This is a genomic window from Streptomyces sp. NPDC091377, assembly GCF_044757045.1.
GTDB lineage: Bacteria > Actinomycetota > Actinomycetes > Streptomycetales > Streptomycetaceae > Streptomyces.
This window is the reverse complement of the sequence record NZ_JBIVUE010000002.1, coordinates 139,518-163,783: the sequence shown is the minus strand read 5'-3', so window position 1 is coordinate 163,783 and position 24,266 is coordinate 139,518. Positions and strand designations below refer to the sequence as shown.

Annotated in this window: 24 protein-coding genes; 9 read left to right on the top strand and 15 right to left on the bottom strand. The window is 73.7% G+C overall.

Going from position 1 to position 24,266, the window contains the following annotated elements; genetic code table 11:
• Positions 1 to 126 precede the first annotated feature (126 nt).
• Genes ACIQNG_RS04965 through ACIQNG_RS04955 form a run of 3 tightly spaced genes read right to left on the bottom strand, consistent with a single transcriptional unit; the run spans position 127 to position 2,911 of the window.
• Positions 127 to 678, bottom strand: coding sequence for a hypothetical protein (locus ACIQNG_RS04965; RefSeq protein ID WP_401482633.1), 552 nt, complete (start codon positions 676 to 678; stop codon positions 127 to 129).
• Entirely contained in the window at positions 675 to 2,231 is a 1,557-nt protein-coding gene (locus tag ACIQNG_RS04960; protein WP_401482632.1) for an ATP-binding protein, read from the bottom strand. The genes ACIQNG_RS04965 and ACIQNG_RS04960 overlap by 4 nt, the downstream gene beginning before the upstream one ends.
• Positions 2,228 to 2,911, bottom strand: a complete 684-nt coding sequence (locus tag ACIQNG_RS04955; RefSeq protein WP_401431226.1) for a response regulator transcription factor — start codon at positions 2,909 to 2,911, stop codon at positions 2,228 to 2,230. Before ACIQNG_RS04955 ends, ACIQNG_RS04960 begins: the two co-directional genes overlap by 4 nt.
• Positions 2,912 to 3,045: 134 nt before the next feature.
• Between ACIQNG_RS04955 and ACIQNG_RS04950 the strand changes: the two genes are divergently transcribed.
• From ACIQNG_RS04950 to ACIQNG_RS04930, 5 genes are all read left to right on the top strand, one after another.
• Positions 3,046 to 3,720 (top strand): hypothetical protein, encoded by a 675-nt coding sequence (locus tag ACIQNG_RS04950; protein ID WP_401482631.1) that lies wholly within the window; start codon positions 3,046 to 3,048, stop codon positions 3,718 to 3,720.
• A complete protein-coding gene (locus ACIQNG_RS04945) occupies positions 3,721 to 4,788 on the top strand; it encodes an efflux RND transporter periplasmic adaptor subunit (protein ID WP_401482630.1) in 1,068 nt (355 codons plus the stop codon). It begins immediately after the preceding gene.
• Complete coding sequence (locus ACIQNG_RS04940) at positions 4,785 to 5,537, top strand: ABC transporter ATP-binding protein (protein WP_401431234.1); 753 nt, start codon at positions 4,785 to 4,787, stop codon at positions 5,535 to 5,537. The genes ACIQNG_RS04945 and ACIQNG_RS04940 overlap by 4 nt, the downstream gene beginning before the upstream one ends.
• Complete coding sequence (locus ACIQNG_RS04935) at positions 5,534 to 6,769, top strand: ABC transporter permease (protein WP_401482629.1); 1,236 nt, start codon at positions 5,534 to 5,536, stop codon at positions 6,767 to 6,769. Before ACIQNG_RS04940 ends, ACIQNG_RS04935 begins: the two co-directional genes overlap by 4 nt.
• A 301-nt stretch (positions 6,770 to 7,070) precedes the next feature.
• On the top strand, positions 7,071 to 8,012 hold the full coding sequence (locus tag ACIQNG_RS04930) for a helix-turn-helix domain-containing protein (protein ID WP_401431240.1): 942 nt from the start codon (positions 7,071 to 7,073) through the stop codon (positions 8,010 to 8,012).
• A 156-nt stretch (positions 8,013 to 8,168) separates the two neighbouring features.
• Here the strand turns inward: ACIQNG_RS04930 and ACIQNG_RS04925 are convergent, their stop codons facing one another.
• Together ACIQNG_RS04925 and ACIQNG_RS04920 are read right to left on the bottom strand one after the other, a co-directional pair.
• A complete protein-coding gene (locus ACIQNG_RS04925; RefSeq protein ID WP_401482628.1) occupies positions 8,169 to 9,041 on the bottom strand; it encodes an SAM-dependent methyltransferase in 873 nt (290 codons plus the stop codon).
• A 243-nt stretch (positions 9,042 to 9,284) separates the two neighbouring features.
• The gene (locus ACIQNG_RS04920; RefSeq protein WP_401431246.1) at positions 9,285 to 9,506 is read right to left on the bottom strand and encodes a DUF397 domain-containing protein; all 222 of its coding nucleotides are present in this window, start codon (positions 9,504 to 9,506) and stop codon (positions 9,285 to 9,287) included.
• A 666-nt stretch (positions 9,507 to 10,172) separates the two neighbouring features.
• Between ACIQNG_RS04920 and ACIQNG_RS04915 the strand changes: the two genes are divergently transcribed.
• The 4 genes from ACIQNG_RS04915 (at position 10,173) to ACIQNG_RS04900 (ending at position 14,102) form a co-directional block, all read left to right on the top strand.
• Complete coding sequence (locus ACIQNG_RS04915; RefSeq protein ID WP_401482627.1) at positions 10,173 to 10,484, top strand: helix-turn-helix domain-containing protein; 312 nt, start codon at positions 10,173 to 10,175, stop codon at positions 10,482 to 10,484.
• A 329-nt stretch (positions 10,485 to 10,813) separates the two neighbouring features.
• Entirely contained in the window at positions 10,814 to 11,488 is a 675-nt protein-coding gene (locus ACIQNG_RS04910) for an ATP-binding cassette domain-containing protein (RefSeq protein WP_401431252.1), read from the top strand.
• On the top strand, positions 11,485 to 13,179 hold the full coding sequence (locus tag ACIQNG_RS04905) for a hypothetical protein (protein ID WP_401482626.1): 1,695 nt from the start codon (positions 11,485 to 11,487) through the stop codon (positions 13,177 to 13,179). The genes ACIQNG_RS04910 and ACIQNG_RS04905 overlap by 4 nt, the downstream gene beginning before the upstream one ends.
• 122 nt (positions 13,180 to 13,301) lie before the next feature.
• Complete coding sequence (locus ACIQNG_RS04900; protein ID WP_401482625.1) at positions 13,302 to 14,102, top strand: GNAT family N-acetyltransferase; 801 nt, start codon at positions 13,302 to 13,304, stop codon at positions 14,100 to 14,102.
• On the opposite strand, the gene ACIQNG_RS04895 is transcribed toward ACIQNG_RS04900, so the two are convergent.
• The 10 genes from ACIQNG_RS04895 to ACIQNG_RS04850 all read right to left on the bottom strand — a co-directional run bounded on the left by ACIQNG_RS04895 (position 14,084) and on the right by ACIQNG_RS04850 (position 24,147).
• Positions 14,084 to 14,647, bottom strand: coding sequence for a hypothetical protein (locus ACIQNG_RS04895; protein WP_401482624.1), 564 nt, complete (start codon positions 14,645 to 14,647; stop codon positions 14,084 to 14,086). The two genes, ACIQNG_RS04900 and ACIQNG_RS04895, sit on opposite strands and share 19 nt — an antisense overlap.
• 31 nt (positions 14,648 to 14,678) lie before the next feature.
• Entirely contained in the window at positions 14,679 to 15,209 is a 531-nt protein-coding gene (locus tag ACIQNG_RS04890; protein WP_401482623.1) for a hypothetical protein, read from the bottom strand.
• Positions 15,210 to 15,363: 154 nt separating this feature from the next.
• Positions 15,364 to 16,356: a hypothetical protein gene (locus tag ACIQNG_RS04885; RefSeq protein WP_401482622.1), complete on the bottom strand. Its 993-nt coding sequence runs from the start codon at positions 16,354 to 16,356 to the stop codon at positions 15,364 to 15,366.
• A gap of 42 nt (positions 16,357 to 16,398) precedes the next feature.
• Positions 16,399 to 16,671: a DNA-binding protein gene (locus ACIQNG_RS04880; protein ID WP_401431269.1), complete on the bottom strand. Its 273-nt coding sequence runs from the start codon at positions 16,669 to 16,671 to the stop codon at positions 16,399 to 16,401.
• A complete protein-coding gene (locus ACIQNG_RS04875) occupies positions 16,668 to 17,417 on the bottom strand; it encodes a hypothetical protein (protein WP_401482621.1) in 750 nt (249 codons plus the stop codon). The genes ACIQNG_RS04880 and ACIQNG_RS04875 overlap by 4 nt, the downstream gene beginning before the upstream one ends.
• Before the next feature lie 14 nt (positions 17,418 to 17,431).
• Positions 17,432 to 19,492, bottom strand: a complete 2,061-nt coding sequence (locus tag ACIQNG_RS04870) for a hypothetical protein (RefSeq protein WP_401482620.1) — start codon at positions 19,490 to 19,492, stop codon at positions 17,432 to 17,434.
• The gene (locus ACIQNG_RS04865) at positions 19,482 to 19,751 is read right to left on the bottom strand and encodes a hypothetical protein (RefSeq protein ID WP_401482619.1); all 270 of its coding nucleotides are present in this window, start codon (positions 19,749 to 19,751) and stop codon (positions 19,482 to 19,484) included. Before ACIQNG_RS04865 ends, ACIQNG_RS04870 begins: the two co-directional genes overlap by 11 nt.
• Positions 19,752 to 19,991: 240 nt before the next feature.
• Positions 19,992 to 20,882, bottom strand: coding sequence for a hypothetical protein (locus ACIQNG_RS04860; protein ID WP_401431281.1), 891 nt, complete (start codon positions 20,880 to 20,882; stop codon positions 19,992 to 19,994).
• Positions 20,879 to 23,194 (bottom strand): hypothetical protein, encoded by a 2,316-nt coding sequence (locus ACIQNG_RS04855; RefSeq protein ID WP_401482618.1) that lies wholly within the window; start codon positions 23,192 to 23,194, stop codon positions 20,879 to 20,881. Before ACIQNG_RS04855 ends, ACIQNG_RS04860 begins: the two co-directional genes overlap by 4 nt.
• Entirely contained in the window at positions 23,191 to 24,147 is a 957-nt protein-coding gene (locus ACIQNG_RS04850) for a hypothetical protein (RefSeq protein ID WP_401482617.1), read from the bottom strand. Before ACIQNG_RS04850 ends, ACIQNG_RS04855 begins: the two co-directional genes overlap by 4 nt.
• Between the last annotated feature and the right edge of the window lie 119 nt (positions 24,148 to 24,266).

Below are 24,266 nucleotides of genomic sequence, written 5' to 3'. Positions count from 1 at the left end.
GGACGGCACCGAGTGCCGTCCCCTCGCATCAGCGCACCACAACACCGCGACACCGGACACCTCCGAGCCCCCGAGCCCCCGCACCCGCACCCGAGCGCCACCGCCACCGGCACCCGCACCCGCACCTCACACCGTCCGCAGAAAGTCCGAGCACACATGGGTACCGGCGAGGTCCCCGGGGCCGCTGCCGTTGCTCTGCGCCTGGACGAGCACGGGGACGTCGTCCGTCCGGGTCTCCCCGGTACCGTCCGTCATGGCCCGCACCCGCGCCACACTGCACACCAGCTGACCGGTGAGGTTGCGGTCCTCCAGGGAGGAGGGGTCGAGGATGCGGCCCCCGATGGTGACCGCGACGGTCTCCCCCTTGACGGTCACGTCGTACTCGGCCCGGTCGAGCAGGGTGGACAGGCCCGCCTCGCGCTCCGCCTGCGTGGGGCCCTCCAGCAGGAACTTGAGGACGCTCTTCGGGTCGGTGAGCCGGGACACCTCGACACCGGGCCGGGAGACGGCCTCCAGCCGTCCGGACTGGGAGACGAAGTAGAGGCGCAGGCCCTTGGTGAGGCCACCGGCCGACGCACCGCCGTCCAGGACCCCGGTGGGCCGTACGCCGCAGCCCGCGAGCAGGGTCACGGACAGCGCCGTCAGCGCCGTCGCCGTACGGCTGCCCCATCGGGTCATCGGTCCTCCTCGGACGGGTGCCGCCAGGGCAGTCGCAGGGTGAAGGCCGCGCCGCCGCCGGGCCGGTCGGCCGCGTCGATGGTGCCGCCGTGCAGCCGGGCGTTCTCCAGGGCGATGGCCGTGCCCAGGCCGCTGCCCTCGGAGCGGGCGCGGGCGGTGTCCGCCTTGTAGAAGCGGTCGAAGACCCGGGCGAGGGTCTCGGGCGGCAGACCGGGGCCGTGGTCGGTGACCTCGACGGTGATCAGGTCGGCCGCCGGATCGGCGGTGAGGGTGACGGTCACCGGGTCGGCGCCGTGCCGCAGCGCGTTGCCGACGAGGTTGGCGACGATCACATCGATCCTGCGCCGGTCCACCGAGGCACGTACGCCGTCCGGCAGCGCGGTGCGGACCCGGTCGGTCCAGCCGCGCAGCGAGAGGGTGGCGCGGACGGCCTCGGCGAGGTCCGTGTCCGCGCGACGCAGCCGGGCGGCGCCCGAGTCGAAGCGGGACATCTCCATGAGATCGTCCACGAGCCGGGTCAGCCGGGCGGTCTCCTCGCTGACCGTGCGGGCGGCGCGGGCCGCGTCCGGCGGGAGACGTTCCGCCTCCTCGTCCAGGACGGTGGTGACCATGGCCATCGCGGCGAGCGGGGTGCGCAGTTCATGGGAGACGTCGGCGACGAAGCGTTTCGCCCGTGCCTCCTGGTCGCGCAGCTCACCGACCGAGCGCTCCAGCGCGTCGGCCGTGTCGTTGAAGTCACCGGCGAGCCGGGCGAGTTCGTCGTTGCCCCGGACCCGGACCCGGCTGCTGAGGTCACCGGCCGCGTGCTTCCTGGTGGACCGGCCCAGCTCGCGGACCGGACGCAGCACGGTCCGCGCGGCGAACAGCGCGAGGACCGCGGCGAGCAGGACCACCGGGGCGAGCCCGTCGCGCACGGCGTCCACCATCCCGGCCGTGTCGTCGCGCTCGGCACGCAGGGAGGCGATGGCGAAGACGTCGAGACCGGAGGGGGTGCCGGAGTCGAAGGTGACGGGCGTGCCGACGACCAGGTACGGCACACCCCGCCGCTCCACGCGCTGGAAGCTCATCCGGTTCTCGTCGCGCACCGCGCCGCGCAGCGCGGGGGTGATGCGTGAGCGGTCGGCGCCGGTGTCGGAGGACACGGTGAGGGAGCGGTACTGGGCGACGACCACGGCGTCCTTGCCGAGGCCGTCCGCGATGCCGGAGGCGAACTCGGTGAGGGACACCTCGTCGGGCGGGATGTCGAAGCCGACCGCCGCCTGCTCGACCCGGGTACGGAAGTCGTCCTGCACAGCGTCCTGCTTGCGCTGGAGCACGGCCGTACGGGACTCGCGGTAGGCCAGCGCGGTCGCGGTGACGGCGCTGACGAGCGCGACGAGGACGAAGGCCACGACCAGCCGCGCCCGGAGACCGCCGAAGACCCGTCCCCGGCGGGCCCGGCGGGGCTCCGCGGATCCGGCGAGGCCCTCGCGGCCGGGCTCGGGGAGTGCGGCGGGCGCCTCATGGCCGGGCCCCGGACCTCCCGTGGGCGGCTGCCCGTCCGGGCCGCTCACACCGGCCCGAACCGGTAGCCGAACCCGCGCACGGTCTGTATGTACCGCGGCTTGGCCGGGACGTCCTCGATCTTGGCGCGGAGCCGTCCCACGGCGGCGTCCACCAGGCGTGAGTCCCCGAGGAACCCGTGGTCCCAGACCGACCTCAGCAGTTGCTCCCGGCTGAAGACCCGGCCGGGCGAGGCGGACAGCTCCAGCAGGACCCGCAGTTCGGTGGGGGGCAGGGCGACGGCCGTACCGCGCTTGGTGACGGTGAGCCCGGCGCGGTCGATGGCCAGCCCCGCGTGGTTCTCGCCCCGGGCGTCGCGGGTGGGTTCCGCGCGCCGCAGCGCGGCCCGGATCCGGGCCTCCAGGACCGGCGCGGTCACCGGCTTGACCACATAGTCGTCGGCGCCCGCCTCCAGGCCCCGCACGATGTCGCTGTCGTCGCCGCGCGCGGTCAGCATGATGACCGGGACGGTGGAGCCCAGGGCCCGCAGCCGGCGGCACACCTCGAACCCGTCGATGCCGGGCAGCATCAGGTCGAGCACGGCGATCTCGACGGGCGCGGGCCCGGCCAGCAGCGCGAGGGCGCTCTCACCGGTGGCGGCGGTGTGGACGTCGTAGCCGTGCCGGCGCAGCACCAGTTCCATGCCGTCGCGCACGGAGACGTCATCCTCGATCAGCAGCACTTGGGGCATGCAGCCGATTATGCGTGACGGTTTGCGCTGCTCAGGGCCGGTGGGAAGGTTCGGGGGCGGTGCCGGGCGCATTGTTACCTGCTCATCATGCGGCCATGGACCGGCCACCATCCTGGCCGTCGACGGTGGTGCTCATGAACCTTCGCAGCACCTCACGGCCGGCCCGGCGGCTGCGCCTCGTCGCGGCCCTGGCCGTCCCCCTGCTCGCCCTCACCACGGCCTGCGGCGGCGACTCCGGCGCGGACAAGGACGACCGGATCGCCTCCGTGCCCGACGAGCCGAAGGGGAAAGGCCCGTCCGGCGACGGCACCCCCTCCTCCTCCTCGTCATCCTCCGAGTCCTCCGCGGACGGCTCCGGCTCCCAGGGCAAGGGCGCCTTCTACGACGCGCAGATGAAGTACGTCCTGTGCATGCGCACCAAGGGCGGGGTGAAGGACTTCCCCGATCCCCGGCTGAGCGGCTATCTCGACTGGCCGAGCATCGACGAGGTGGTCGATCCGAACGGCGGCGGCGAGGAGTACAAGGGCGGCAAGGACGGCGTCTGCTTCCCGGAGATGTCCGACGCGATGGAGTTGGAGCCGGCGCGCGACACCCAGAAGGACTTCGAGTCGATGCTCGCGCACGCCACCTGCATGCGCGAGAACGGGGTCTCCCGGTTCACGGATCCCACCATGTCCGGCGGCGGGGTCATGCCCGGCGGCGACCCGAGCCCCGCCAGCCCGGTGATCGACACGGAGTCCCCCGGGTACAAGGAGGCCCGCGAGGCGTGCAGGGACAAGCTCCTTGAGGGCCTGGACGGGATGCAGTAGATGCGACGCCGTACCGGAATTCTCATGGGGAGCGCCGCGGTGGCCGCCGCGGCGCTGGGCGCGGGCGCGCTGGTGTACGTCGACGGCGCCGACGGCGCCGGTGACGGCCGGGACGGGACGCCCCGCGCGACCGCCTCCGTCACCCGCACCGATCTCGTGCAGTCGACCACCGTCGACGGACAGCTCGACTTCGCGCAGCGGCGGCCCGTCAAGTCGCCCGTCGAGGGCACGGTGACGGTCGCCGCGCGGGAGGGGGCCACGGTCACCCGGGGCGAGGCCCTCTACGAGCGGGACGACAAACCGGTCTCCCTGCTGTACGGGCCGGTGCCCGCCTTCCGCGAGATGAAGGCCGGTGACCGGGGCAGCGATGTGCTCCAGCTGGAGCGGAATCTGGTCGCCCTCGGCCACGGCTCGGGCCTGTATGTGGACCCGCGCTTCGACCGGGCCACCGAGGCCGCCGTCAAGCGGTGGCAGACGACCCTGAACCGCACCCCGTCCGGGCGGGTGGGCCGGGGCGATGTCGTCTTCCAGCCGCAGGAGGTCACCGTCGTACGGGCCGACGCGGCCCTCGCCGACCAGGTCGGGCCCGACGCGCCCGTGCTCACGGTCGCGTCCACCGAGCCCGTCGTCCGCGCGACCCTGGACCAGAGAGAGGTGTCGCTCACCGCCAAGGGCACCCGGGTCGAGGTGACCCTGCCCAGCGGCAGGACCGAGCGGGGCCGGGTCAGCGGTACGGCCCTGCCGGAGGACGCGGCCGAGACCGGGGCGCCGGACGGCATCACGGTCGAGATCACCCTGGACGGCGGGGCGGACGCGGTCGCCGAGGAGGACCAGAAGGCCACCGCGAACGTACGGTTCGTCAGCGAGAGCCGCGAGGACGTCCTCGCCGTCCCGGTGGAGGCGGTCGTCGCCCTGCGCGGCGCGGACGGCGGCTACGGCCTGGAGGTCGTGGAGGGCTCGGTGACCCGGATGGTGCGGGTGGAGACCGGGATGACCGCGGACGGGTTGATCGAGGTCAGCGGCGCGGAGATCGAGGAGGGCCTGAAGGTGGGGGTGGCCCGCTCATGACGGTCCCCGCCCCGCTCATGACCGTCCCCGCCCCGCTCGTCGTGGAACTGCGCGAGGTCACCAAGGCGTACGCCGGTGGGGTGCACGCCCTGCGCGGGGTGAGCCTCACCGTGCGCGCCGGTGAACTGCTGGCGATCGTCGGGCCGTCGGGGTCCGGCAAGTCGACGGTGCTACAGGTGATCGGCACCCTCGACCGGCCGACCTCGGGCACGGTCCGGGTGGCCGGGCACGAGGTCGGTGGACTCGGCGACCGTGAGCTGTCCGCGCTGCGCGCCCGGCACATCGGGTTCGTCTTCCAGCACTTCCATCTGGCGGCGGGCCGCAGCGCGGTGGACAACGTCGCCGACGGGCTGCTGTACGCCGGGGTGCCGCTCAAGGAGCGGCGCGCCCGCGCCCGTACCGCGCTGGAGCGGGTCCGTCTCGGGCACCGGCTGGGGCATCGGCCCACCGAGCTGTCCGGCGGCGAGAAGCAGCGGGTGGCCATCGCCCGCGCGCTGGTGGGCGCCCCGGATCTGCTGCTGGCGGACGAGCCGACGGGGGCGCTGGACACGGCGTCCGGGGAGATCGTGATGGAGTTGCTGCACGAGCTGAACGCGGCGGGCACCACGATCTGCGTCATCACCCACGACACCGGGATCGCGGCCTCGCTGCCCCGCCGGATCCGGTTCCGGGACGGGCTGATCGTGGCGGACTCCACGCATCCGCCCGCCCCTTCCTCCAGCCCCTCCGGTGCCGGGGAGGCACGATGAGGACCGTTCGACCCACCCGCCGCCGGACCCCGGCGGACCGTCCGCGCCGGCCGGTTCCGTCCCGGCTGCCGCCCCGGGACGTCCTGCGGCTCGGCGCCGTCGGGCTGCGGGCCCGTCGTGCCCGGGTGGTGCTGTCGGCCCTGGGCATCGCCATCGGGATCGCCACGATGGTCGCCGTGGTGGGCCTCTCGCACTCCAGCAAGGCGGACCTGATGGCCCGGCTGGACCGGCTCGGCACCAATCTGCTCACCGCCGAGACCGGCAAGGACCGGGACGGGAACGTGGTGAAGCTGCCCAAGTCGGCGGTGGCGATGGTGGAGCGGATCGGCCCGGTCCAGCACGCCAGCGCGACCGGGTACGTCGATGTCAGGATCCGCCGCAGCGACGCGGTGCCCGAGGAACGGACGGCGGCGGTCTCCGCGCAGGCGGCCCGCACCGACCTGCTGTCGGCCCTGGGCGCCGAGGTGGCCCGGGGGGTCTGGCTGGACAGGGCCGGGGAACGTCTGCCGGTCACGGTGCTCGGCGCGATCGCCGCCGAGCGGCTGGGCGTCGCCGCGCCGGGCGAGAAGATCATGATGGGTGATCGGTACGTGGTGGTGGTCGGAGTCCTGCGGCCCGTCGAACTGGTCCCCCAGCTGGACCGGGTGGCGCTGGTCGGCTTCCCGGCGGCCGAGCGGTACTTCGGCTTCGACGGCCATCCCTCGATGATCTTCGAGCGCTCCCCGGACCATACGGTCGAGGAGGTGCGGGCGGTGCTGGCCCGCTCGATCAGCCCCGGTTCCGAGGGGTACATCAAGGTCTCCCGGCCCTCGGACGCGCTCGCCGCGAAGGCGGCCACCGACAAGGGGCTGACCACCCTGATGCTGGGCCTCGGGGCGGTGGCCCTGCTGGTCGGCGGGGTGGGGGTCGCCAACACCATGGTGATCTCGGTCCTGGAACGGCGTCAGGAGATCGGGCTGCGCCGGGCCCTGGGCGCCACGAGAAGCGCGATCCGCACCCAGTTCCTCATGGAGTCCCTGCTCCTGTCGGCCCTGGGCGGGGCGTCCGGCGCCCTGCTGGGCACGGCCGCCACCTACGGCTTCGCCCTCGCCCAGGACTGGCGGCCGGTGGTGCCGCCGTGGTCCCTGGCGGCCGGTTTCTCCGCCACCCTGCTCATCGGGGTGCTCGCGGGTCTCTATCCCGCGGTGCGGGCCTCCCGGCTGCATCCGACGGTCGCGCTCAACGCGGCGTGACGGGACGGCGTACCGTGTGGCCGGAACCCGACGTACCCCGGTCGCGGTCCGCCGGTGGGCCGGCCGGCGATCGGCACGGCCGTCCCATCCGCCTCATGCGTCAACTTCCGTCACAGCGCGCCACATTGACCGGAGCCCGTTCCGTCTCGTACTCCTGAGGGGACGGCCTGGGGAATCGGCTCACGGGTCGGGTGTGTGCGCGGTATTGGACTCTTTTGCGAATCCCGCTCCACACCGATGCCGGGCATGCACTATGTGTGCCGAGGAAGTGACGAGACGTACCGGGACTCAAGGAGCACAGGTGGTCAAGCAGGTGCCGGACACCACGGAACCCGAGGAGGGCAACGGCCCGAAGGCGGGGCGCAGGGGGGCCGTGCGCTACCTCCAGAACGAGACGGCCCCGTCCGCCTCGCGCATGGTGCTGGGCAACGCGCTGCGCCACCGCAGGAACCTCGCGGGGCTGAAACTGGAGGAGGTCGCGAAGCGGCTGGGGGTCTCGTCGTCCAAGGTGAGCCGGATCGAGTCCGGCAGCATCCCCGCCAAGGAACAGGATCTGCTGCGCCTGTTCGCGGTGTACCGGATCGAGCACCGGGGCGATCAGGAGGAGTTGCTGGAGCTGTCCCAGGTGGCCAAGGAGGCCGCCTGGTGGCAGCCCTGGTCGGCGATCACCCCCAAGTACCTTCAGGCCGTGGTCAGTTTCGAGGACATGGCCCAGCGCATCCGGTCGTATGAATCCCAGTACCTGTACGGACTGCTGCAGACCCCGGAGTACGCCCGCGCGCTGATCGAGCGCGGGCGGGGCCCCGTCAGCGCGCACGACGATCTGGTGGACTTCCGGGCCAAGCGGCAGCAGCGGTTCGCCGCCGCGCCCGGCAAGACGCTGATCGCGGTGGTGGACGAGGCGGCGCTGCGGCGGCCCATCGGGTCGGTGGACATCATGCGGGGGCAGGTCCAGCATCTGATCGAGCTGACCCGCAATCCCCGCTACCAGCTCCGCCTGGCCGAACTCGGCCGGTTCGGGGTACCGGTGGAGCTGGGGTCCACCACGGTCTTCGACTTCGAGAGCCGGCTGCTGCCGACGATCGCGTGCATGGAGGGCTTCGACGGCAGTCTGGCCATCGACGACGACCAGATGGTGGACCGCAGGGCGAAGATGTTCGACGCGCTGCGGGCCCGCGCGCTGGGCCCGCACGCGATGCGGCGCAAGCTCCAGGACATGCTGTCGTCGGGCCTGTACCGCTGAACCACGAGCCGCGCCTCGGAGCCACCGGACTCCACGCTGGACCCTGAGTCTCCGCCGCTGAGCCCGGCGGGGCCCGCCGCCGATCCGGGCGGCCGTCGGCAACGGGCCGGTCACCTGACACACCGTCCGGTGACCGGCCCGCTCCGTGACCCGGTCTCAGCGTTTGCGGGCGACGCCCGCGTAGAGGGAGACCTGTCGGTCGCTGACCACCCCGGGCCCGCTCCCGACCTCCGGTCGCCACCGGTTCGCGAGCACCACACCGGGCTCCTCAAGGTCCAGCCGGTCGAAGAAGCGCTCGACCTCGGCGCGGCTGCGGACCTGGGCGGGGGTGCCGCGCCGGGTGTAGGTGTCCACGATGGCCTGCCACGACTCGGGGTCGAAGTCGCCCGTGCAGTGGCTCAGGCTGAGGTAGGAGCCCGGCACCAGCGCGTCCATGAGGTGGTCCACCACCCCGTAGGGATCGCGGTCGTCGGGGACGAAGTGGAGCAGGGCGTGCAGGCTGAGCGCGACCGGCTCGCTGAAGTCCACGACCCCCTCGGCCTCGATGGCGGCGAGCACGGCGGCCGGGTCGGTGGCGTCGGCCTGGACGTAGCCGGTGCTGCCCTCGGCGCTCCCGTCGAGGAGCGCGTCCGCGTAGACGAGGACGATGGGGTCGTTGTCGACGTACATGACCCGGCATCCGGGATGCACGTCCTGCACTATGTCGTGCAGATTGGGCGCGGTGGGGATGCCGGTCCCCACGTCGATGAACTGCCGCACCCCCTGCTCGGCCAGCCAGCGGACGGCGCGGTGCATGTAGGTGCGGTTCACCCGGGCCACGGTCTCGACGGCGGGGAACAGCCGGATCACCGCCTGCGCGGCCTCCCGGTCCACCGCGTAGTTGGTCTTGCCACCCAAGTAGTAGTCGTACATACGGGCGCTGTGGGGCTGGTCCTGCCCTAAGTCGACATCCTTGGCGTGCTTGACGCCCTTGGAGTCCGCGCCGTCCGTGCCGCCCTGTCCGTCTCCAGGTACGGGCTGCTCCCCCACTGTGACCCTCCCAGGCGATCTGTGGTCATCCGCCCACGTCAGGGGCGCGATGCACTTGCAATGCCCCTATCTCTACTGGGGGTCCGCCGAGGATGTCCAGTGCTGAACCGTCTTTCTCACCCGTCTCCCGTGCCACCGCGCGGGGACCGCCGTCGCGGGGCGGGGCCGTGCCCGGCCGGGCGGGGCCGCCGGAGAAGGGGTGTGCGGACGCGGACGTCGTCCCCGGCGGCCGTGACCGTCCCGTCAGAGGTCACCGCGCTCCACGGCGGCGGTGAACGCGGTCGCGGTTGCCCGCGACACCTTCAGGACGGGCCCGCCGTGGACCTTGGAGTCCCGGAAGAGCACCTGGGTGTCGGACGGTTGGGCCAGTTCCACACACGCCCCCTCGGGAAGGCTGTGCGAACTCTTGCGCCATCCGGTCCCGTCCCGGTCCGGGGGCGCTGAGCTGTGCGGTAACGCGTGCATCGGTTTCCTCACCGGATGACCTCCTGCGGTGAACGAATTCCCCGTCGCCGCGCTGCAATTGCAGCGCGGCCCGACGGTGGGAGGATCACCACTTCGGCTGCCATGTATGCGTGCTTGAGGCAACAATGTCTCGATTCAACTGTTGGCCGCCACATGCAAGTGCGTCCGGCGAACATGGCCGTTCATCGCACTGTCGGACAGCACATCGCGAGGGGTGGGCCGACCGGTCGGGGATTCGCACAATCCCGAGGTGACGGGCCTCGGCGCGGGAGAGCGCGGGGCTCTCAACAGGCATACGGGGGGCGCGTAAGCGGAGCGCGCGACTGACCGAAATCGAACGTGCCGGGGACGGCCGTACCGATGACATCACTCGAAAGGAGGCAGATCCCGCGACGTCACGTCGCGTCCGACGGGCGCACGTCCGTTCTGTGACGCCGCTGTTCGGCTTAGCGTCTCCGTGCTCGGCCCGTTCCCCGAGCGGCACCGGAGCCCCGGCGCAGTGATCGGCCGTGATCGGCCGGGGCCCGTGTCCACGACTCCGGCAAGGAGACCGCGTTGGCCCTTTCCCCCAGCCGACGGCACCGCAAACCCCCGTCCCACGCTCCGTCCGCCCGCTCGACCCCTCTCCTGCCGGCCCGCCGCGCAGGAGGCCCCGTGAGGCCGCCGATGCCATCCGAGACCCCACCCGAAACACCCGAAACACCCGAGACGCCCCCGTCTCCCCCCGACCCGCCCGCGCACATCGGGCACGTCCTCGAACAGGTCCGGCGGCAGGCCCGGCTGAGCGTGGCGACCCTGGCGTACCGGACCGGGGTGGTCCCCGACCATCTCGCCGGGATCCTCGCCGGACGCCGCTTCCCCAGCCGACGCTTCACCAGCGACTGCGCCCGGGTGTGCGGCGCGGACCCCCTGGTCCTGCTGATGGTGTGGGAGGACGAGCACGACCGCAGGAACGCCCCCGTCCTCCCGGAGAGCTGATTCCCCCACCCGTTCGGGCAGGGCGCGGCTGTGCGGACCCGCCGACCGTCCCGCACCGCCGCGCCCCCGCCGTCCCACGCCCCGTTTCCGGGCTGCCGGCGGCCTCTGGTCACCGCGGTTCCGGTAGAGCGCCTTTTCGGACCGCACCGCCTCGGGTCGGCCGGAAACGATCCCTGCCGTCCCGCTTCGGCGCTCCTGGACGCCCGCCGGAACGAGGCCGGATCCCGCCCCTCGACAAGGACCGAAGTCAACGGTCCGAACGGGATCACCCGTTCACGTAGATTCGTTCTCCTGACGACGAGGTACGTCCCCCGAAGGAGAGCGCGAAGGTGTCACCGGCCCTGTTGACCGTCCTGGGTGTGAGCCGCACCTTCGGGGAGCGCGAGGCGCTCAGAGCCGTCGATCTGGAGGTGGCGGCGGGCGAACGCGTGGCCCTGCTGGGCCCGAACGGCTCGGGCAAGTCGACGCTGTTGCGCATCGCCTGCGGCCGGGACCGGCCGAGCACGGGCACGGTCGCGTTCGACGGCGGCCCGATGTCCGAGAACGATGTGCGGGTACGCGCGCGGGTGGCGGTCGTCGGCGACGCCCTCACCTGCTACCCCGACCTCACCGTGCGCCAGCACCTCGAACTGGTCGCGGTCGCGCACGGCGTCCCGCAGCACCGCATCGACCCCCTCCTCGACGGGCAGCGCCTCACCCACCACGCCGACTCGCTCCCCGGCGCGCTGTCCTCCGGACAGCTCCAGGCCCTGCTCCTCGCCTCGGCCCTGCTGCGCCCGCGCGATCTGCTGATCCTCGACGAACCCGAGCAGCGGCTCGACCCGCGGGCCCGGCTGCGGCTCGCGGATCTGCTGCGCGCGGAGGGCGAGCGCGGCACGGCGGTCCTGTTCGCCACCCATCACCGCGAGTTGGCGGGGGTCGCGGACCGGGTGATCGTCCTGGCGGAGGGGGCCGTGGTCGCGCAGGGAGCCCCGGACGAGGTGCTGACGGAGGCCGGAGCGTGACCCGTACGGCGTCGGAGGACGGCGTGCGCGACAGCCCGGGCGGCACGTCCGCGCGGGACGGGGCCGGGGTCGGTGCCGTCCGGGACGAGGTGGACCGGACCCCGGCGACCCGGGTGTGGCTGCGGGCCAGACGGGGCGCGGGCCGGGTGCGCCGCTTCGCGTACATCGCCTACGTCCTGGTGGTGCTGCTGCTCGGCTGGTACGGGCTGTTCGCCATCGGACTCTCCCGCGAACTGGGCCATGACCGGCCGCTGGAGCAGCACGCGGACGCCGTGGCGCGGCTGCTGCCCACCGGGCTGGTCCTCGCGGCCCTCACCGGGTTCTTCGTCACGCTGCGGGACGCGTTGTGGCGGGGGCCGGTGACACCGCCCCGGGCCGATGTCGACTGGCTGCTGGCGCTGCCCGTGCGGCGCGGCCCGGTGCTGCTGCCGTGGTTCGCGCTGTCGGCGGGGATCTGGACGGTCGGCGCGCTGCTCATCGCGTTCGTCGGCGCGCTGCTCGTCGCGGCGGCCGGGCTCGGCGGGGTCGGGGTGCTCACCCTGGCCTGTCTCGCCGCCGCGCTCTGTCTGGCACCGCTGGCGGTGGTCGGGGCGGCGGTGGTGGAACGCTCCCCGGAGGCGGCCGGGCGGCTGCACCGGGGCACCCCGCTGCTGCTGCTCGTCCTGCTGCTCGTGGCCGTACAGACGGTGGCGGCGGCTCGTGGGCATCGGCTGCGGGCGCTGGAGACGGTCGAGCTGTGGTCGGGGCCGTGGGGCTGGGCGGCGCAGCCCGTGCTCGCCGCGTCCGGGGGGTCGGCGCCGCTGTGGCCGCTGGCGCTCGCGCTGCTGGTGGCGGTGACCGGGGGCGCGCTCGCGTACGCCGGGAGGGTGGTCGCCGGGACGCCCGCGGCGGCGCTGCGGGCGCGGGCACGGGCGTCGGGCGAGGTGCTGGCCGGTCTCCTGGCCGTGGATCTGCGCGCGGCCCGGCTGGCGATGACCGGCGGGGTCGAGCTGCGTCGGCGGGGCCGTGTCGCCCGCTGGGCCGCCCGGCTGTCCCCGCCCCGCTCCCCCGCCCTGCTCGTCGCCTGGCGGGACTTGGTGGCACTGCTCATGGCGCCCCGGCGGCCCGGTCTTGCGCTGTTGATGGGGGTGCTGTCGGGCGCGGCGGCGGCGATCGCCGCCGGCGCCGAAGGCCAGGGTGCCTTCATGGCGGCGGCCGTGGCCGCGCTGCTGGGCCATGCCGCCGCGTCGTATCTGCTGGAGCCCGCGCGGCTCGACGCCGACGACGTACGGCGCACGGCGTGGTCGCCGCGGCCCTATGAACGCCTCGCGCTGGAGCACGCCGCGGTGCCGACGGCCGTCCTCGCCCTCGGTGGATCGCTGCTCGCGGCCGTCGTCCGTCCCGAGGCGATCGCGCTGGTCCTCGCGGCGGCGCCGGTCCTGGTCGCCGCCGGTCTGCTCAGCGCCTACCGCTCCCCCGTACCGGCGTGGATCCTGTTCAGCGGCCCCCTCCTCGCCGACACCGGCCCGTTCCTGGCGGTGTTCTGGTACGCCATCGGCCCGCTGGTCGGCGTCAGCGGGCTCACCCTTCTGCTCACCGTGCCCCTCCCGGCCGCCGCCGACCCCTTCGCCCGGGTGGCCGCCTGCTGGACCCTGGCCGCGCTGATGCTCATGTGGGTGCGGCGGCGGGCACTGCGGCGGATCCGGCCATGACGGCACCGTCCCGACCGTCCGATCCGGCCGACTTCTCGCCGGTCCGGGCGACTTGAGGGGGCCCGCGTCGTTTACTGGGCGACAACGGTTTCGGCACACTCGACCATCCCCCGGGGGCCACGATGACTGAACGCGCGGAGTCCGTCGAATCGGTGGAGCAACTCGCCTCCGCCTGGCGCGGCATCGTCCTCGACCGCGGCGACGGCGCGGACGTCCGCGACCTTCCCGGTATCGCCGTGCGGTGGGCCGACTCCCGGTTCGTCTTCTGGAACTGCGTGACGCTGACCGAGCCGGACACCGACGCGGAGCTGACCGCACAGCGGCTGGCTCAGGCCGCGGACATCATGCGTGCCAAGCGGCATCCCGGTTTCCTGTGGCTCTTCGAGGATCTGCTCGGCGACGCGGCCCGCGCCACGCTGGAGCGGACGGTGGGGCGCGCGGGCTTCGCGTACGCCTTCTCCGGCTCGGGCATGGCCGGTGACCTGCTGCCCTTCCCCGAGCCCGGACACCCCGACCTGACGTTCACGCGGGTCACCGACGAGGAGCGGTTGGGTGCGTTCGCGGACCTCAACGCCGGGGCGTACGGCTTCGCGCCGGAGGATGTGCGCGAGGGGCTCCTCGGCTCCACGTTCTGGAAGAGCGGCGCCCACGCCTGGATCGGGCTGCGCGCGGGCACCCCGGTGACCTGCGCCGCGGCGGTCGAGGTGGACGGCCGTCTGTTCGTCGCGCTGGTCGCCACGGATCCGCAGTGGCAGCACAGGGGGTACGGCGAGGCGGTGACCCGCAAGGTGCTGTACGAGGCGCACCGGGTGACCGGACTGACCCGTGCCGTGCTGCACGCGACGCCCGCCGGGGCCCCGGTGTACGAGCGGATCGGGTTCCGGCCCAACTCGCCCGTGCACTTCTACGCGTTGAAGGACTGAGGCCCGGGTCGGGCGGCGGTGTCCGGCCCGTCGGTGAGGGGGCGGTCCCCGGTGGCGCGTACGACCGCGAGGCCCGCCTCGCCGCGCGCGAACAGGGCGAGCAGGGTTGCCGGGGAGGCCGGTCCGGCGACATGGTCGAGCAGCAGCACGGGCTGGCGTTCGCCGTCCCGCTCGGCGGGTTCGAAGTCGGTGTCCAGTGCGCGGCGCATGAGGACGACCCGTTCGCCGTCCACCGGGTCGGGCGGGAGGGCGAGCAGCCGTTCGCGCAGGTCCTCCGGGTGGGCGTCGAGATCGCGGGTGAGGAGATCGCGCCGCGCCAGCACGCTGACGGCGAGTTGTCCGCCGGTCCGTTCGTAGCGGGCCGCCAGATCCTCCTGGAGCAGGTAGAAGACCCCTTCCTCACCTTCGTGCCCCCGGTTCAGCAGGACGGAGACCATGCGTTCGCCGGGGTCGGTGGAGGCGTGGTCCAGGGCGAGGATCACCTCCTCGAAGTCGGGGTCGAGCGAGGGGACCGGGCTGATCCATATGCGGGGCGCGTCGTCCATGCGGCGTATCCAAGCACAGGGAACGGCGAGGTCACCGGCCCCCGTCGCGGTCGCTCCCGTCCTCCCCCCGTACCCACCGGGCGACGGCCTCGGCCGCCTCCGCCGTGCCGCGCCCGGAGGTGGTGAACGCGCGGGGGACGAGCCCCCGCAGTTCCTCGGCGTCGGCGAGGGCCTCCTCGATCTCCTCGGAGCCCCAGGGGCGGGCGGCGAGGCGGGCGCGCCGGTCGGTGTCGGCGCAGTCGAGGCGGGCCCACTCGGGGTCGGGCAGGCCGGGGACATCCGTCGCGGCCTCGGCCCACTCGTCCGGGGTCAGCGGGCACATGACCAGGACCGGGCCGCCGCCGCGCAGCAGCAGGGCGGCGAGCCTGGCCCACATCCGGTTGTAGGCCGGCCACACGGGCTCCGCCGTCGGGGACGCGATGTCGATACCGAGGAGCGTCCCGTCGGGTTCGAGGAGTTCGTCGAAGTCGACGGTGGCGAAGGGGAAGCCCACCAGGATGTCCAGCAGCGTGCTCTTCCCGGCGCCGGGGGCGCCGGTGAGGATGCAGAGCCTGGGGGTCATGCGAGGGCCTTTCCGTCGGACGGTGGGTGCGCCGGGGCCGGTGCGGGGGCGGTCTGCTCGGCCGGTGTCCCATTGTCGTCCACACGTCGAAGCCGCCGGACCGACCCGGGAGCGGGGCGCCCGGCGGGCGCCCCGTCCGGTCGGTCGGGGTGGGTCAGGTGCGCAGGAGGCGGGCCGCCGTGGTCTGCCACTCCTCGAAGACGGCCACGCCCTTGAACACGGCCCGGATGGACCCGCTGATCCGCCGGGCCGGTCCCCGCAGATGCCGGCTGGACGCGCCGAACATCTCCATGGCGGAGAGCGCGGCCTGGAACTCGCCCGCCGCGGCGCTCACCCCCAGGGGCTCCCGCACCACGTCGTTCAGCACCTTCTCCACGCCGTCGGGCCATGCGCCGCGCGGGGTGTTCGACGCCCAGTCCAGGACCGACTTCAAGGCGACGGAGGCGCTGTCCATGCGCTCCACGACCCGCTGGGCGGCGGCCTCCAGATCGCAGGCTGGGCCGTCGATCGCCTTGCCCATCCGGTTGACCACCCCGAGCGTCACCCGCGCCGACGCCCCGGGGTGGCTCACCCGGGCCATGTCCTCCCCCAAGAGTTCCATCATCGCGCCGAGATCGGCCGTCGCGGATTCGAGGTCCGCCATGTCCGCGTGGATCGCCTCCAGTTGTTCCTCGGCCTCCAGGACCAGATCGACCATGCCGGGGGCGTCGTCGTCCTGCTCGCCCGTGGCGCCGAGCAGGTCGGTGAGTACGGCGGTGAGCCGCTGCCTGGCCGCCGTGGGGTCGGCGGACCGGGGCGGGAGTTCGATCCAGGGCGATCCCGCCGCCCCGTGCGGGGTGCCCGGCCCTTCGGTGACATGGACCGTGCATCGGCCGAGCGCGTGGCGCGCCCCGAGGACGAAGGACAACTCCGCGTCGGCCGCGCCGAGATCCGCGACGACGACGTCCGCCTCGGTGAGCAGGCGCCGCAGTTGCTCCGGGGGGAGCCCGGCGTCCAGCAGGGCGTCGGCACGCAGGAAGGTGAGGCCGAGCTGTTCGCAGGTGGGGCGGACGACGTCGTCGTAGAAGAGGGTGGAGCGGTGGTGGCCCTGCGGGAGGGCGGGGGCGGCGGTGCGGGTCGCCGCCTGGATGGCGAGGCAGGTGGGCATGGGGGTCCCTTCGGAGGGTCGGGGGGTGGGCGGTGCGGTCGGTCAGTCGAAGAGGGTGAGGGCGATGCCGTCGGCGATCTCGTCGGCGAAGACGGGGCGTTCCTCGATGCCGAGGGCGTGCAGCAGGTCCACGGTGCGGACCCGGTGACGGTGGCCGACGCGGACCGTGGGGCAGGGGAAGTCGTCCCGGGCGATCAGCCGGTAAGCGGTGCCGAGGCACATGCCGAACGCCCTGGCCGCGGTGCGCAGGTCGACGCTGACAGGGAGGTCGAAGATCTCGCGGAAGGTGAGCGGTGTCCCGGTGTGCCGGCTCACGCGGTCCTCCCGAGGCGGTCGACGCGGCGCAGGGAGAGGGTGGCGACCTGGCGGCCCCGGCCCGAGTAGCCCGTCGCTGCGGCGGTGTCGGCGAGGCCCCACGCCTGGGCCAGGGCGCCGATGCGGACGCCCTCCACACGGTGGGCGGGGACGGTGAACCGCAGGGGGGCGGAGAGTCCGGGGCGGCGTCCGGGCGGTTCGTAGTCCGCCTGCCAGAGCCCGTCCGGATCGGTGTCGACGGGGGGACGTCCGAGGACGTCCACGTCTTCCACGGCCCGCTCGGGCAGCGTCCGCTTCCACAGGGTCCAGGCGCGGGTGCAGGCCGAGCGCAGGACGTGTGAGCCGGGGTCGGTGGTGTGGGCGTCGAGTTCCGCGAGGGCTTCGAGGTAGCAGGTGACGAGTTCGGCCTCCACGTCCTCGCGTTCGGCGCCGAGGTCGAGGGTGAGGTGGCGTGCGGTGCGGCGGAGTCCGGGCAGGCCCAGCCAGACGGCGGCGGACGGCCAGTCCGAGTGGCGTGCGTCGAGCCGTGCGCGCCGCGCGATCTGGTGCCAGAGGGCGGCGCGGGGCGTCGGGTCCGCGTGCCGGTCGTAGAGGAGACGGCGGGCGGGACGCAGGGCGATGGGCACGCCCGTGGGGTCCGTCCCGTCGAGGAGCCGGAGTGCGGGCCGGGCCTCACGGTCCGCCCAGGCGCGTTCGACGGAGGTGAAGAGGCCGGGGCGGGCGGGAGACGGCGAGGGAAGTGACATCGGTCCTCCGGTGGTCAGTCGGTGGTCGTGGCGGCGGGTTTGGCGCGGCACTCGGTCAGCAGCCGTGCCGCCAGCTCCTTGCCGGGCAGCGGGTCGGGGGTGCGGTCGACGGCGAGGAGCCAGCGCAGGAAGCCGGGCCGGCGGGCGGTCGTGAGCCGCTGGAGCAGCTCCGCCACGGCCGGGTCGGGGTGCGGGCCGTCGTCGGGGGCGCGGCACCAGGCGAGCAGGACGTCGCGCATGGCGGCGTAGGCCGTCGCCTCGTCCAGGGCGTGGCCGATCAGCTGGACCACGCCGGAGGCCGCGTCACCGTCGTCGGCCAGCAGGTCGCGCCACCAGGTGGGGTCCGTGGCCGCCATGCCGGGGAAGGCCCGGGTCGCCAGGCGGGCCGGGGCGCCGTCGGCGCGCGTCCACTCCCGCAGCCGGTCCAGGAGGGCCGTCCTGGTCGGCGGGGATCCGGCCGTGAAGCGCCGCACGAGTGCGTCCACGGCGGTGGATTCCAGGGCGTCCGGCCGGTGACCCGGGGTCTGCGTGTGCCGGTGCAGCAGCCGCAGTGCGAGGTCCGTGGTCAGCCGGCCGTGGTCGGGGTGGCAGGCGAGGACCGCCACCGTGCGCAGGGCGGGTTCGGCGGCGGCGCTCCACTCCTCCAGGAGGTCCGCCGCCTTGGCCGCCGCCGCGGGGTCCCGGACAACCGTGCCCAGGCAGCGGGCGGCGACCTCGACGGCCGAGGGCCAGGGGGCGGACGCCAGGGGGCGCAGGAGGTCGAGGCTTCTGCCGCCGGTCTCCACGGCCAGGGCGGCGACGGCCCGGCCGGCGCGGGCGATCTGGTCCGGTTCCCGCCCTGTGCGGGCCAGCCAGGTGTGGAGCAGGGGCAGCAGTTCCATGTGGTCGCGGCAGAGGACCTCCCACACGGCCTCGCCGACGGCCGGCCAGAGGAACGCCACGGTGTCCGTGGGCTCCGTGCTGTCCGTGCCGGTGCGGCGGGTCCGGTGGGCGCCGAGGACGCGCAGGATCTCGGGCAGGGGGCGCTGTCCGGTCAGCCCGGGCCGCGGCCGGCCGCCCCGTCCGGAGGGGCCGGGCGGCGGGGCGGGGTCCTGTTCCCATTCCGGGCCGGCCAGCGCCAGCAGGTCCGCCGCCCGCTCCACCACGACCCCGAGGTCGAGCCCTCCGTAGCCGCTGAGCGCGAGGAGATGAGCGAGGAGCACGGGGTCCTCCAGGGCCCGGACCGTCAACTCCGGGGCCTCCGCGCGGGCCAGGGCCCGTAGGACGTACGCGCCCGAAGCCCCGTCGGGGGCCCGGGAGACGGCGTGGGCGGCGTGCGCGGCGTGCCGGGGCGGCAGTGCGGTGGGCAGCAGTTCGCCCAGGTGGTCCGGCCCCAGGGCCCGCAGCAGCGCGGCCCGCTCGCCCTCGTCGGGGCACAGGTCGGCGAGGTGGGCGGCGAACACCTTCCGCGGGTCGGGCGGCAGATGACGCAGGACGGGGGTGCCCAGACGGTCACCGAGGGCGCCGGCCAGGCCGGGGGTGTCCGCCAGCACGATGAGCAGCCGGGCGCCGGTCTCCGCCAAGGTGGCCTCCAGCCGGGACAGGTCCCAGGAGCGCAGGGCGAAGGGGTCGGGCGGTTCCATCACCAGGTAGCCGTCCACGCCTTGGGGGCGCGGCACCCACCGGGAGAGGCCGACCGCCCCGTCCACCTGCACGAGCACCGGTTCCGGCCTGCCGTGGGCCAGCAGATTGAGGGCATGGGTCTCCCGGCCGGTCCCCGGTGCCCCGACGAGCACGGAGACTCCGGTGTCCAGCGCGGCGAGGGCGTCCTCGAACCCGGGCGGCGGGACGAAGCGCCGCCGGGCCGCCGCCAGGTCCTTGGCCCGTACGGGGCCTTGGCGCACGGGTCCGGAGGCGTGGTCGTCGGGGCCGGTGTGGTGGCGCTGACCGCCCGTCACCACTCCGGTGTTGACCGTGCCGTGCGGTGCCACGACGAGCATCTCCCGCCCGGCGGACAGCGCGGCCACCAGCGCGTCGAGGTCGTCCACGTCATCGAGGCGGCCGAGGCCGTCGGGGCGGCCCTGCTCAGCGGCCACCGTCGGCTCCGCTCACCGGGCGGGGGACCTCGGCGCTCTCGACGGTGGTGTGGTGCTGACCGCCGTGGACCGTACCGGTGTTGATGATCCCGCGCTCGGCGCTGAGGACCAGGGCACGGGGGGCCGCCGCCGCCGGCTCCGGCTCCGGCTCCGGCTCCGGCTCCGGCGGCTTCTCGTCGCGGGCGGGTGCGCCGAACAAATCGTTCAGCTCGTTCAGTTTCTTCAGCTCGTTCAGTTCGCGGATTTCCTCTGGGCGCATGTCGTCCTCTCCGGGGAGGATCGGGACGTCCGGGGAATGCTCGGACGCCGTCTTTCTGGACGACTTGAGATTCCCGCGGACCGGCGTTCTTGTCCGCTCGCGGACAGCAGTCGGAGCGTGGCTGCGGTCACATTTCCCGGACCCATTCCGGCGGTGGTGGTACCGCATACGCAAAGGGACGGGCGCACCGCCCGAAGGCGGTGCGCCCGTCCCTTTTCTGTGAATGCGGGACAGCTCGGGTCATACGCTCACGCCGGGGACCGGACGTCCCAGCGCGGCGATACGGTCCCGCAGGAGCCGGGAGAGTTCCGTCCGCTCCTGCTCGGTGAGCGTGCCGAGCAGCAGGGCCAGTTCGTCCTGCCAGTCGGTGCGCGGCGGGCTGAGCAACTCCTGGTGACGGACGGCCCAGTCGAGTACGTCCCGGACCTGGTCGGGGTGTCTGAGCAGCCAGAGCGCGGCGAGGGAGACGGGGCCGGAGTGCAGCGCCTGGAGACAGAAGTCGTACTCGCCGCTGCGGCTCGGGGTCCAGGAGTAGCGGACGCCGTCCTGCCGTTCCTCGTCCAGGCGGAGTTCCTCACCGGTGTCCCGGAGCCGTACGTCGAACACCCGGTAGCTGAGGCCCGCCTCGGGGACGCGCTGGGGTGCGGTGCCGAGGTGCCGCATGATCTCCGGCGCCCCGAGCCCGTCGCCCGCCACCTGCTGGGCCTCGGCCAGATGACGCAGTGCGCCGGTGAGATGGGTGTGCACCACATGCCAGCCGTACAGGCTCTTGGCGCGTACGGCCCGGACCGGGTCGTGCACCCACCAGGCCACCCACAGGTCCACGGACTCCGTGCCGTACACGGTGGGGAGCCCGACCGCCCGGGTGTCCACATGCTCGGAGACGTCCACCCGGAAGGCGTCGGTGTACCGTCCGCCCATCCCCGGTGCCGGGGCCTCCTCCACCGGCGGCACGTAGGCGCCGGCGGTGTCGTCGGGGTCGCCGCCGCGGCCCAGGAGGTAGGAGGCACCGGTGTCGTCGAAGAGGACCAGGGCCCGGTCCCGCGCGGCCGTCCAGCGGTGGCCCAGGATCTCCCGCCAGGGCGGCCGGACCGTCCGGACGTAGAGCGGTTCGGTCACTATGTCGTTCATACGGCCTCCCGTTGTTCACCGTTGCGCCAGTAGTCGAGGGAACGACGCGCGATGGCGTGGCCCGCCCAGTCGTCGGTGGATTTCTGGTCCATTTCCACGAAGAGCCGGAAGACACCGAAGCTCATGGTCCCGGCCAAGGAGGCGAACAGATTCTCGACGGATCGGAAAACTGTTTCATCCCATCGCGCGGCCTCTGCCCAGCGGAGCAATTCCCGGCAGGTCGCGTCGAAAGAGCCGTCGGTGTCCAGGGCTCTCCTCACCACATCGGTGATGAGGGGTGCGGCGGGGTTCTCGTGCGCGAGGTGCCGCTGGAACCATCCGGGGCGGCGCAGCAGTTCCCCGAACAGGGTCAGCAGTTCTTCGGTGTCGCCCGTCTCCTCGTTCAGCCATGCGAGGAGACGGGCGAACACCTGTGGTTCGTTGCCGTTGACGAAGAGGCGCAGCACCGCCGCCCGCACGGCGCGGCCGACCCGGGCCCACGCCCCGTTCTCGTCGTCCCCGCCGTACCCGCCGCCCCGCAGGCGGGTCCCGCCGACGAGGGTGCGGAGCAGGCGCAGGGCGAAGTCCGGCCGCGACAGCCCGAAGACGGCGCCGCAGGCGTATGCGACGGTGGTGCGCAGATACGGGTTCGCGGCCAGGCTCCACCGCTGGAGGCGATGACGCACCTCCGCGACCAGCACCGGGTCCTCGGCCGCGATGCCCAGCGCGTGCGCCGCGATCATCCGGCTGGTGTACCGATCGGACTCGGCGAGGGTCTCCACATGGTCCAGGGCCCGGCGGCCACCGCCCCAGCTCGCCGCCCGCCCCATGGCCCGGCCCGCGGGCTCGGACAGCTCGGAGCCGCGGCGCACGTCCCGCAGCCAGGCGACCACCAGGTCGGACAACTGGCCGTACTCGCGCCACACATGGCGGAGCACCACCTCCGCCTGCCGGTGCCGGACGAACACGACCGGTTCCACGCTGTGCGCGTAGGCACCTCCCGCACGGATCTCCCGGGGCTGTCGGCAGGCGTGCACGGACTCCAGCAGTTCGGTCAGCGAACGCCGGAAGACGAAGGCGGGGTTGGGCCGGTCGGTCCCCGCGCCGCCGGGTGCGTCGGTCGCGGGGAGCAGGGCCGCCAGCCGGCCGTCGGACAGCTCCAGCAGCCGGTCGGCCTCCTCCCTGACGATCCGGTGGTCGAGCCGCTCGTAGACGCAGGCGGAGAGCAGGAAGGCCAGGGCGTCCGGGTCGTCGCGCAGGGACGCGACGAGCGCCGGTACCTCCTGCTCGGCCCGGTGGCTGAGCCGGGCACCCAGATCGCCGAGGCGTTCCGGGTCGCCGTCGGCGGCCACGAGGGTGTCGACCAGCTCGGCCACCTCGGCCGGTACCAGCTCGGGGACCAGGAGTCCGCCCAGTTCGTCCTCGCCCAGCGCCGCCAGCAGCCGCTCCCGCTCCCACCGGTCGGTCACCTTCGCCTCGAACCGGCTGCCGAAGACCAGGGCGGGCGGCGGTGGTTGGCAGACGACGGGCTCGACGTGGAGTTGCTGGCGCAGGCTGTGCAGCAGCGCCGCGTCGTCGGGGAGAACGATCACCATGCGGGCCCCGGCGTCCTTCAGCAGCGACCGCACATGCCCGAGCACTCCCGGGCCCATCGGTCCGGACGGGAACAGCCCGTCCATCAGATAGCCGCGCGCGGTGGTGTCGGTGGGTTTCCAGCGGTCCAGTTCGGTGACACTGTCCAGGGCCCGCAGGGTGGCGCCTTCGCCGCAGCTCTCGCGGAGGAGGTTGAGCGCGGCGGTACGGCGACCGGAGCCCGGTCGGCCGGAGAGGAACAGCAGACCGCCCGCCAACTCGCCCAGGGCGGCGCCGAACCAGGCGGGTTCCGCGAACCCGAAGGCCGCCGCGCGCACCTCGGCGACCGGGATCGGTCCCTCGCGCACCCGGCCCTCGGACTCCGGCCGGTCCTCGCCGGGCATGGCGTTCCACACCCGCTGACCGCCGTGGACCGTGCCGGTGTTGAAGTTGGCGTTGGGGGCGTACAGGAGGGACCGAGGGGTCGGGCCAAGTGCGTCGAACAGTTCGTCGACGTCCGGCTCGGGTTCCGGGTGGTGGTGGGCTTCCCCCGGTTCGGGGGCCGGGGCCGGTTGCGGTTTCGGCTCCGGATCCGGTGGCTGCTGGGGCTGACCGGGCGGCAGCTCACCTTGCGGCGCTCCCGCCGGAAGCGGCCCGGCCTCGGGTGGAGCGGCCTGGCGTGGCCCGGCCTCGGGTGTGGTGGCCTGGCGTGGCGTGGCCTCGGGTGTGGTGGCCTGGGGTGTGGTGGCCTGGGGTGTCATGGCCGTCCCTGGTACTTGTCACCGCGGACCTGGTCGCCCTGGAAGCCCCGGACGCGCCCGGCCTTGTTGCCTTCGACGTGGTCTCCGGCGACATGGTGGTTCGCCACGCTCTGACCGCCGTGCACGGTTCCCGTGTTGAGGTTGCCGTGGGGGGCGCTGTTGCTCACATGCGGGAGCGGCGCGGGCGCCGGGGCGGGTGCCTGGGCGGGCTCGGGGTCGGTCCCCGGCCGACGGGCGCCCTCCGGCGCGGGCTCTCCGAGGAGGCCCTCGGCCGGGGCCGTCTCGTACAGCGGTCCCGACGGCTGCGGTACGTAGATCCAGGCGCGCTGGGCGAAGGGCTTGCCCTCGACCGTGGCGGCGACCTCCACGAAGTGGTCGGGATGGCGTCCGGTGTAGCCGCCGGCCACGGCGTCCTCGTAGCAGCGCTGCGACAGGATGGCGGCGACATGCGTGATGCTCTCCTTGTGCGAGGCCAGTACGGCCTTCACCGGCACCGAGTCGAGCAGTCGGTGGGTGTCGTTGCGGGGCGTCCCGTTGCCGCCGAACTCGTCGCCCGTGTCGGGCAGCGGGCCGATGTGCAGGCTGGCGCGCAGCCGGATGGGGGCCACCGCGTGGGACAGGACGTTGTAGTCGGTGAGGACGTCCTGGAGGGTCAGCAGCAGGGGGTGGACGACGAAGGGCATCAGCGTGGGATCGAAGCCGAAGACATAGCCGTCGCCGGTCGTGGCCGGGAACCTGCGGTCGTTCCAGATCTCCCTGAGCCCCGCCCTGGCGAAGGCGGTCTCCAGGAGTTCGGGGACGGTCCGGCTGATGACCTCATGGGCGATGGCCGGGTGCCCGGTGAATCCCTTGGCGTCGACGGCGAGGATGCCGCGGTAGTCGGGGAGGGAACGGCTGCGGGTGTAGGGGCCCGTGGCCTCCTGGGCCGGTCCGCCGAGGCGCTGTTCGTGCATGGGGCACTCCTCCGTGAAGCCCGACCGCCCGGCCGGACGGGGTCCGGCGGGACGTCGGTGGGGTGGGTGGCTGCTCGTGCCACCCGAGCTTCACAGCGGGTGCGGGATCGGTCCGCTCG

Bases quoted from the DNA above. Each gene is read 5' to 3' on its own strand.
- ACIQNG_RS04945 (WP_401482630.1), top strand. From the start codon at position 3,721: ATGCGACGCCGTACCGGAATTCTCATGGGGAGCGCCGCGGTGGCCGCC.
- ACIQNG_RS04940 (WP_401431234.1), top strand. From the start codon at position 4,785: ATGACGGTCCCCGCCCCGCTCATGACCGTCCCCGCCCCGCTCGTCGTG.
- ACIQNG_RS04965 (WP_401482633.1), bottom strand. From the start codon at position 678: ATGACCCGATGGGGCAGCCGTACGGCGACGGCGCTGACGGCGCTGTCC.
- ACIQNG_RS04935 (WP_401482629.1), top strand. From the start codon at position 5,534: ATGAGGACCGTTCGACCCACCCGCCGCCGGACCCCGGCGGACCGTCCG.
- ACIQNG_RS04860 (WP_401431281.1), bottom strand. From the start codon at position 20,882: ATGAACGACATAGTGACCGAACCGCTCTACGTCCGGACGGTCCGGCCG.
- ACIQNG_RS04895 (WP_401482624.1), bottom strand. From the start codon at position 14,647: ATGGACGACGCGCCCCGCATATGGATCAGCCCGGTCCCCTCGCTCGAC.
- ACIQNG_RS04875 (WP_401482621.1), bottom strand. From the start codon at position 17,417: ATGTCACTTCCCTCGCCGTCTCCCGCCCGCCCCGGCCTCTTCACCTCC.
- ACIQNG_RS04890 (WP_401482623.1), bottom strand. From the start codon at position 15,209: ATGACCCCCAGGCTCTGCATCCTCACCGGCGCCCCCGGCGCCGGGAAG.
- ACIQNG_RS04920 (WP_401431246.1), bottom strand. From the start codon at position 9,506: ATGCACGCGTTACCGCACAGCTCAGCGCCCCCGGACCGGGACGGGACC.
- ACIQNG_RS04885 (WP_401482622.1), bottom strand. From the start codon at position 16,356: ATGCCCACCTGCCTCGCCATCCAGGCGGCGACCCGCACCGCCGCCCCC.
- ACIQNG_RS04955 (WP_401431226.1), bottom strand. From the start codon at position 2,911: ATGCCCCAAGTGCTGCTGATCGAGGATGACGTCTCCGTGCGCGACGGC.
- ACIQNG_RS04950 (WP_401482631.1), top strand. From the start codon at position 3,046: ATGAACCTTCGCAGCACCTCACGGCCGGCCCGGCGGCTGCGCCTCGTC.
- ACIQNG_RS04850 (WP_401482617.1), bottom strand. From the start codon at position 24,147: ATGCACGAACAGCGCCTCGGCGGACCGGCCCAGGAGGCCACGGGCCCC.
- ACIQNG_RS04855 (WP_401482618.1), bottom strand. From the start codon at position 23,194: ATGACACCCCAGGCCACCACACCCCAGGCCACCACACCCGAGGCCACG.
- ACIQNG_RS04915 (WP_401482627.1), top strand. From the start codon at position 10,173: ATGCCATCCGAGACCCCACCCGAAACACCCGAAACACCCGAGACGCCC.
- ACIQNG_RS04900 (WP_401482625.1), top strand. From the start codon at position 13,302: ATGACTGAACGCGCGGAGTCCGTCGAATCGGTGGAGCAACTCGCCTCC.
- ACIQNG_RS04865 (WP_401482619.1), bottom strand. From the start codon at position 19,751: ATGCGCCCAGAGGAAATCCGCGAACTGAACGAGCTGAAGAAACTGAAC.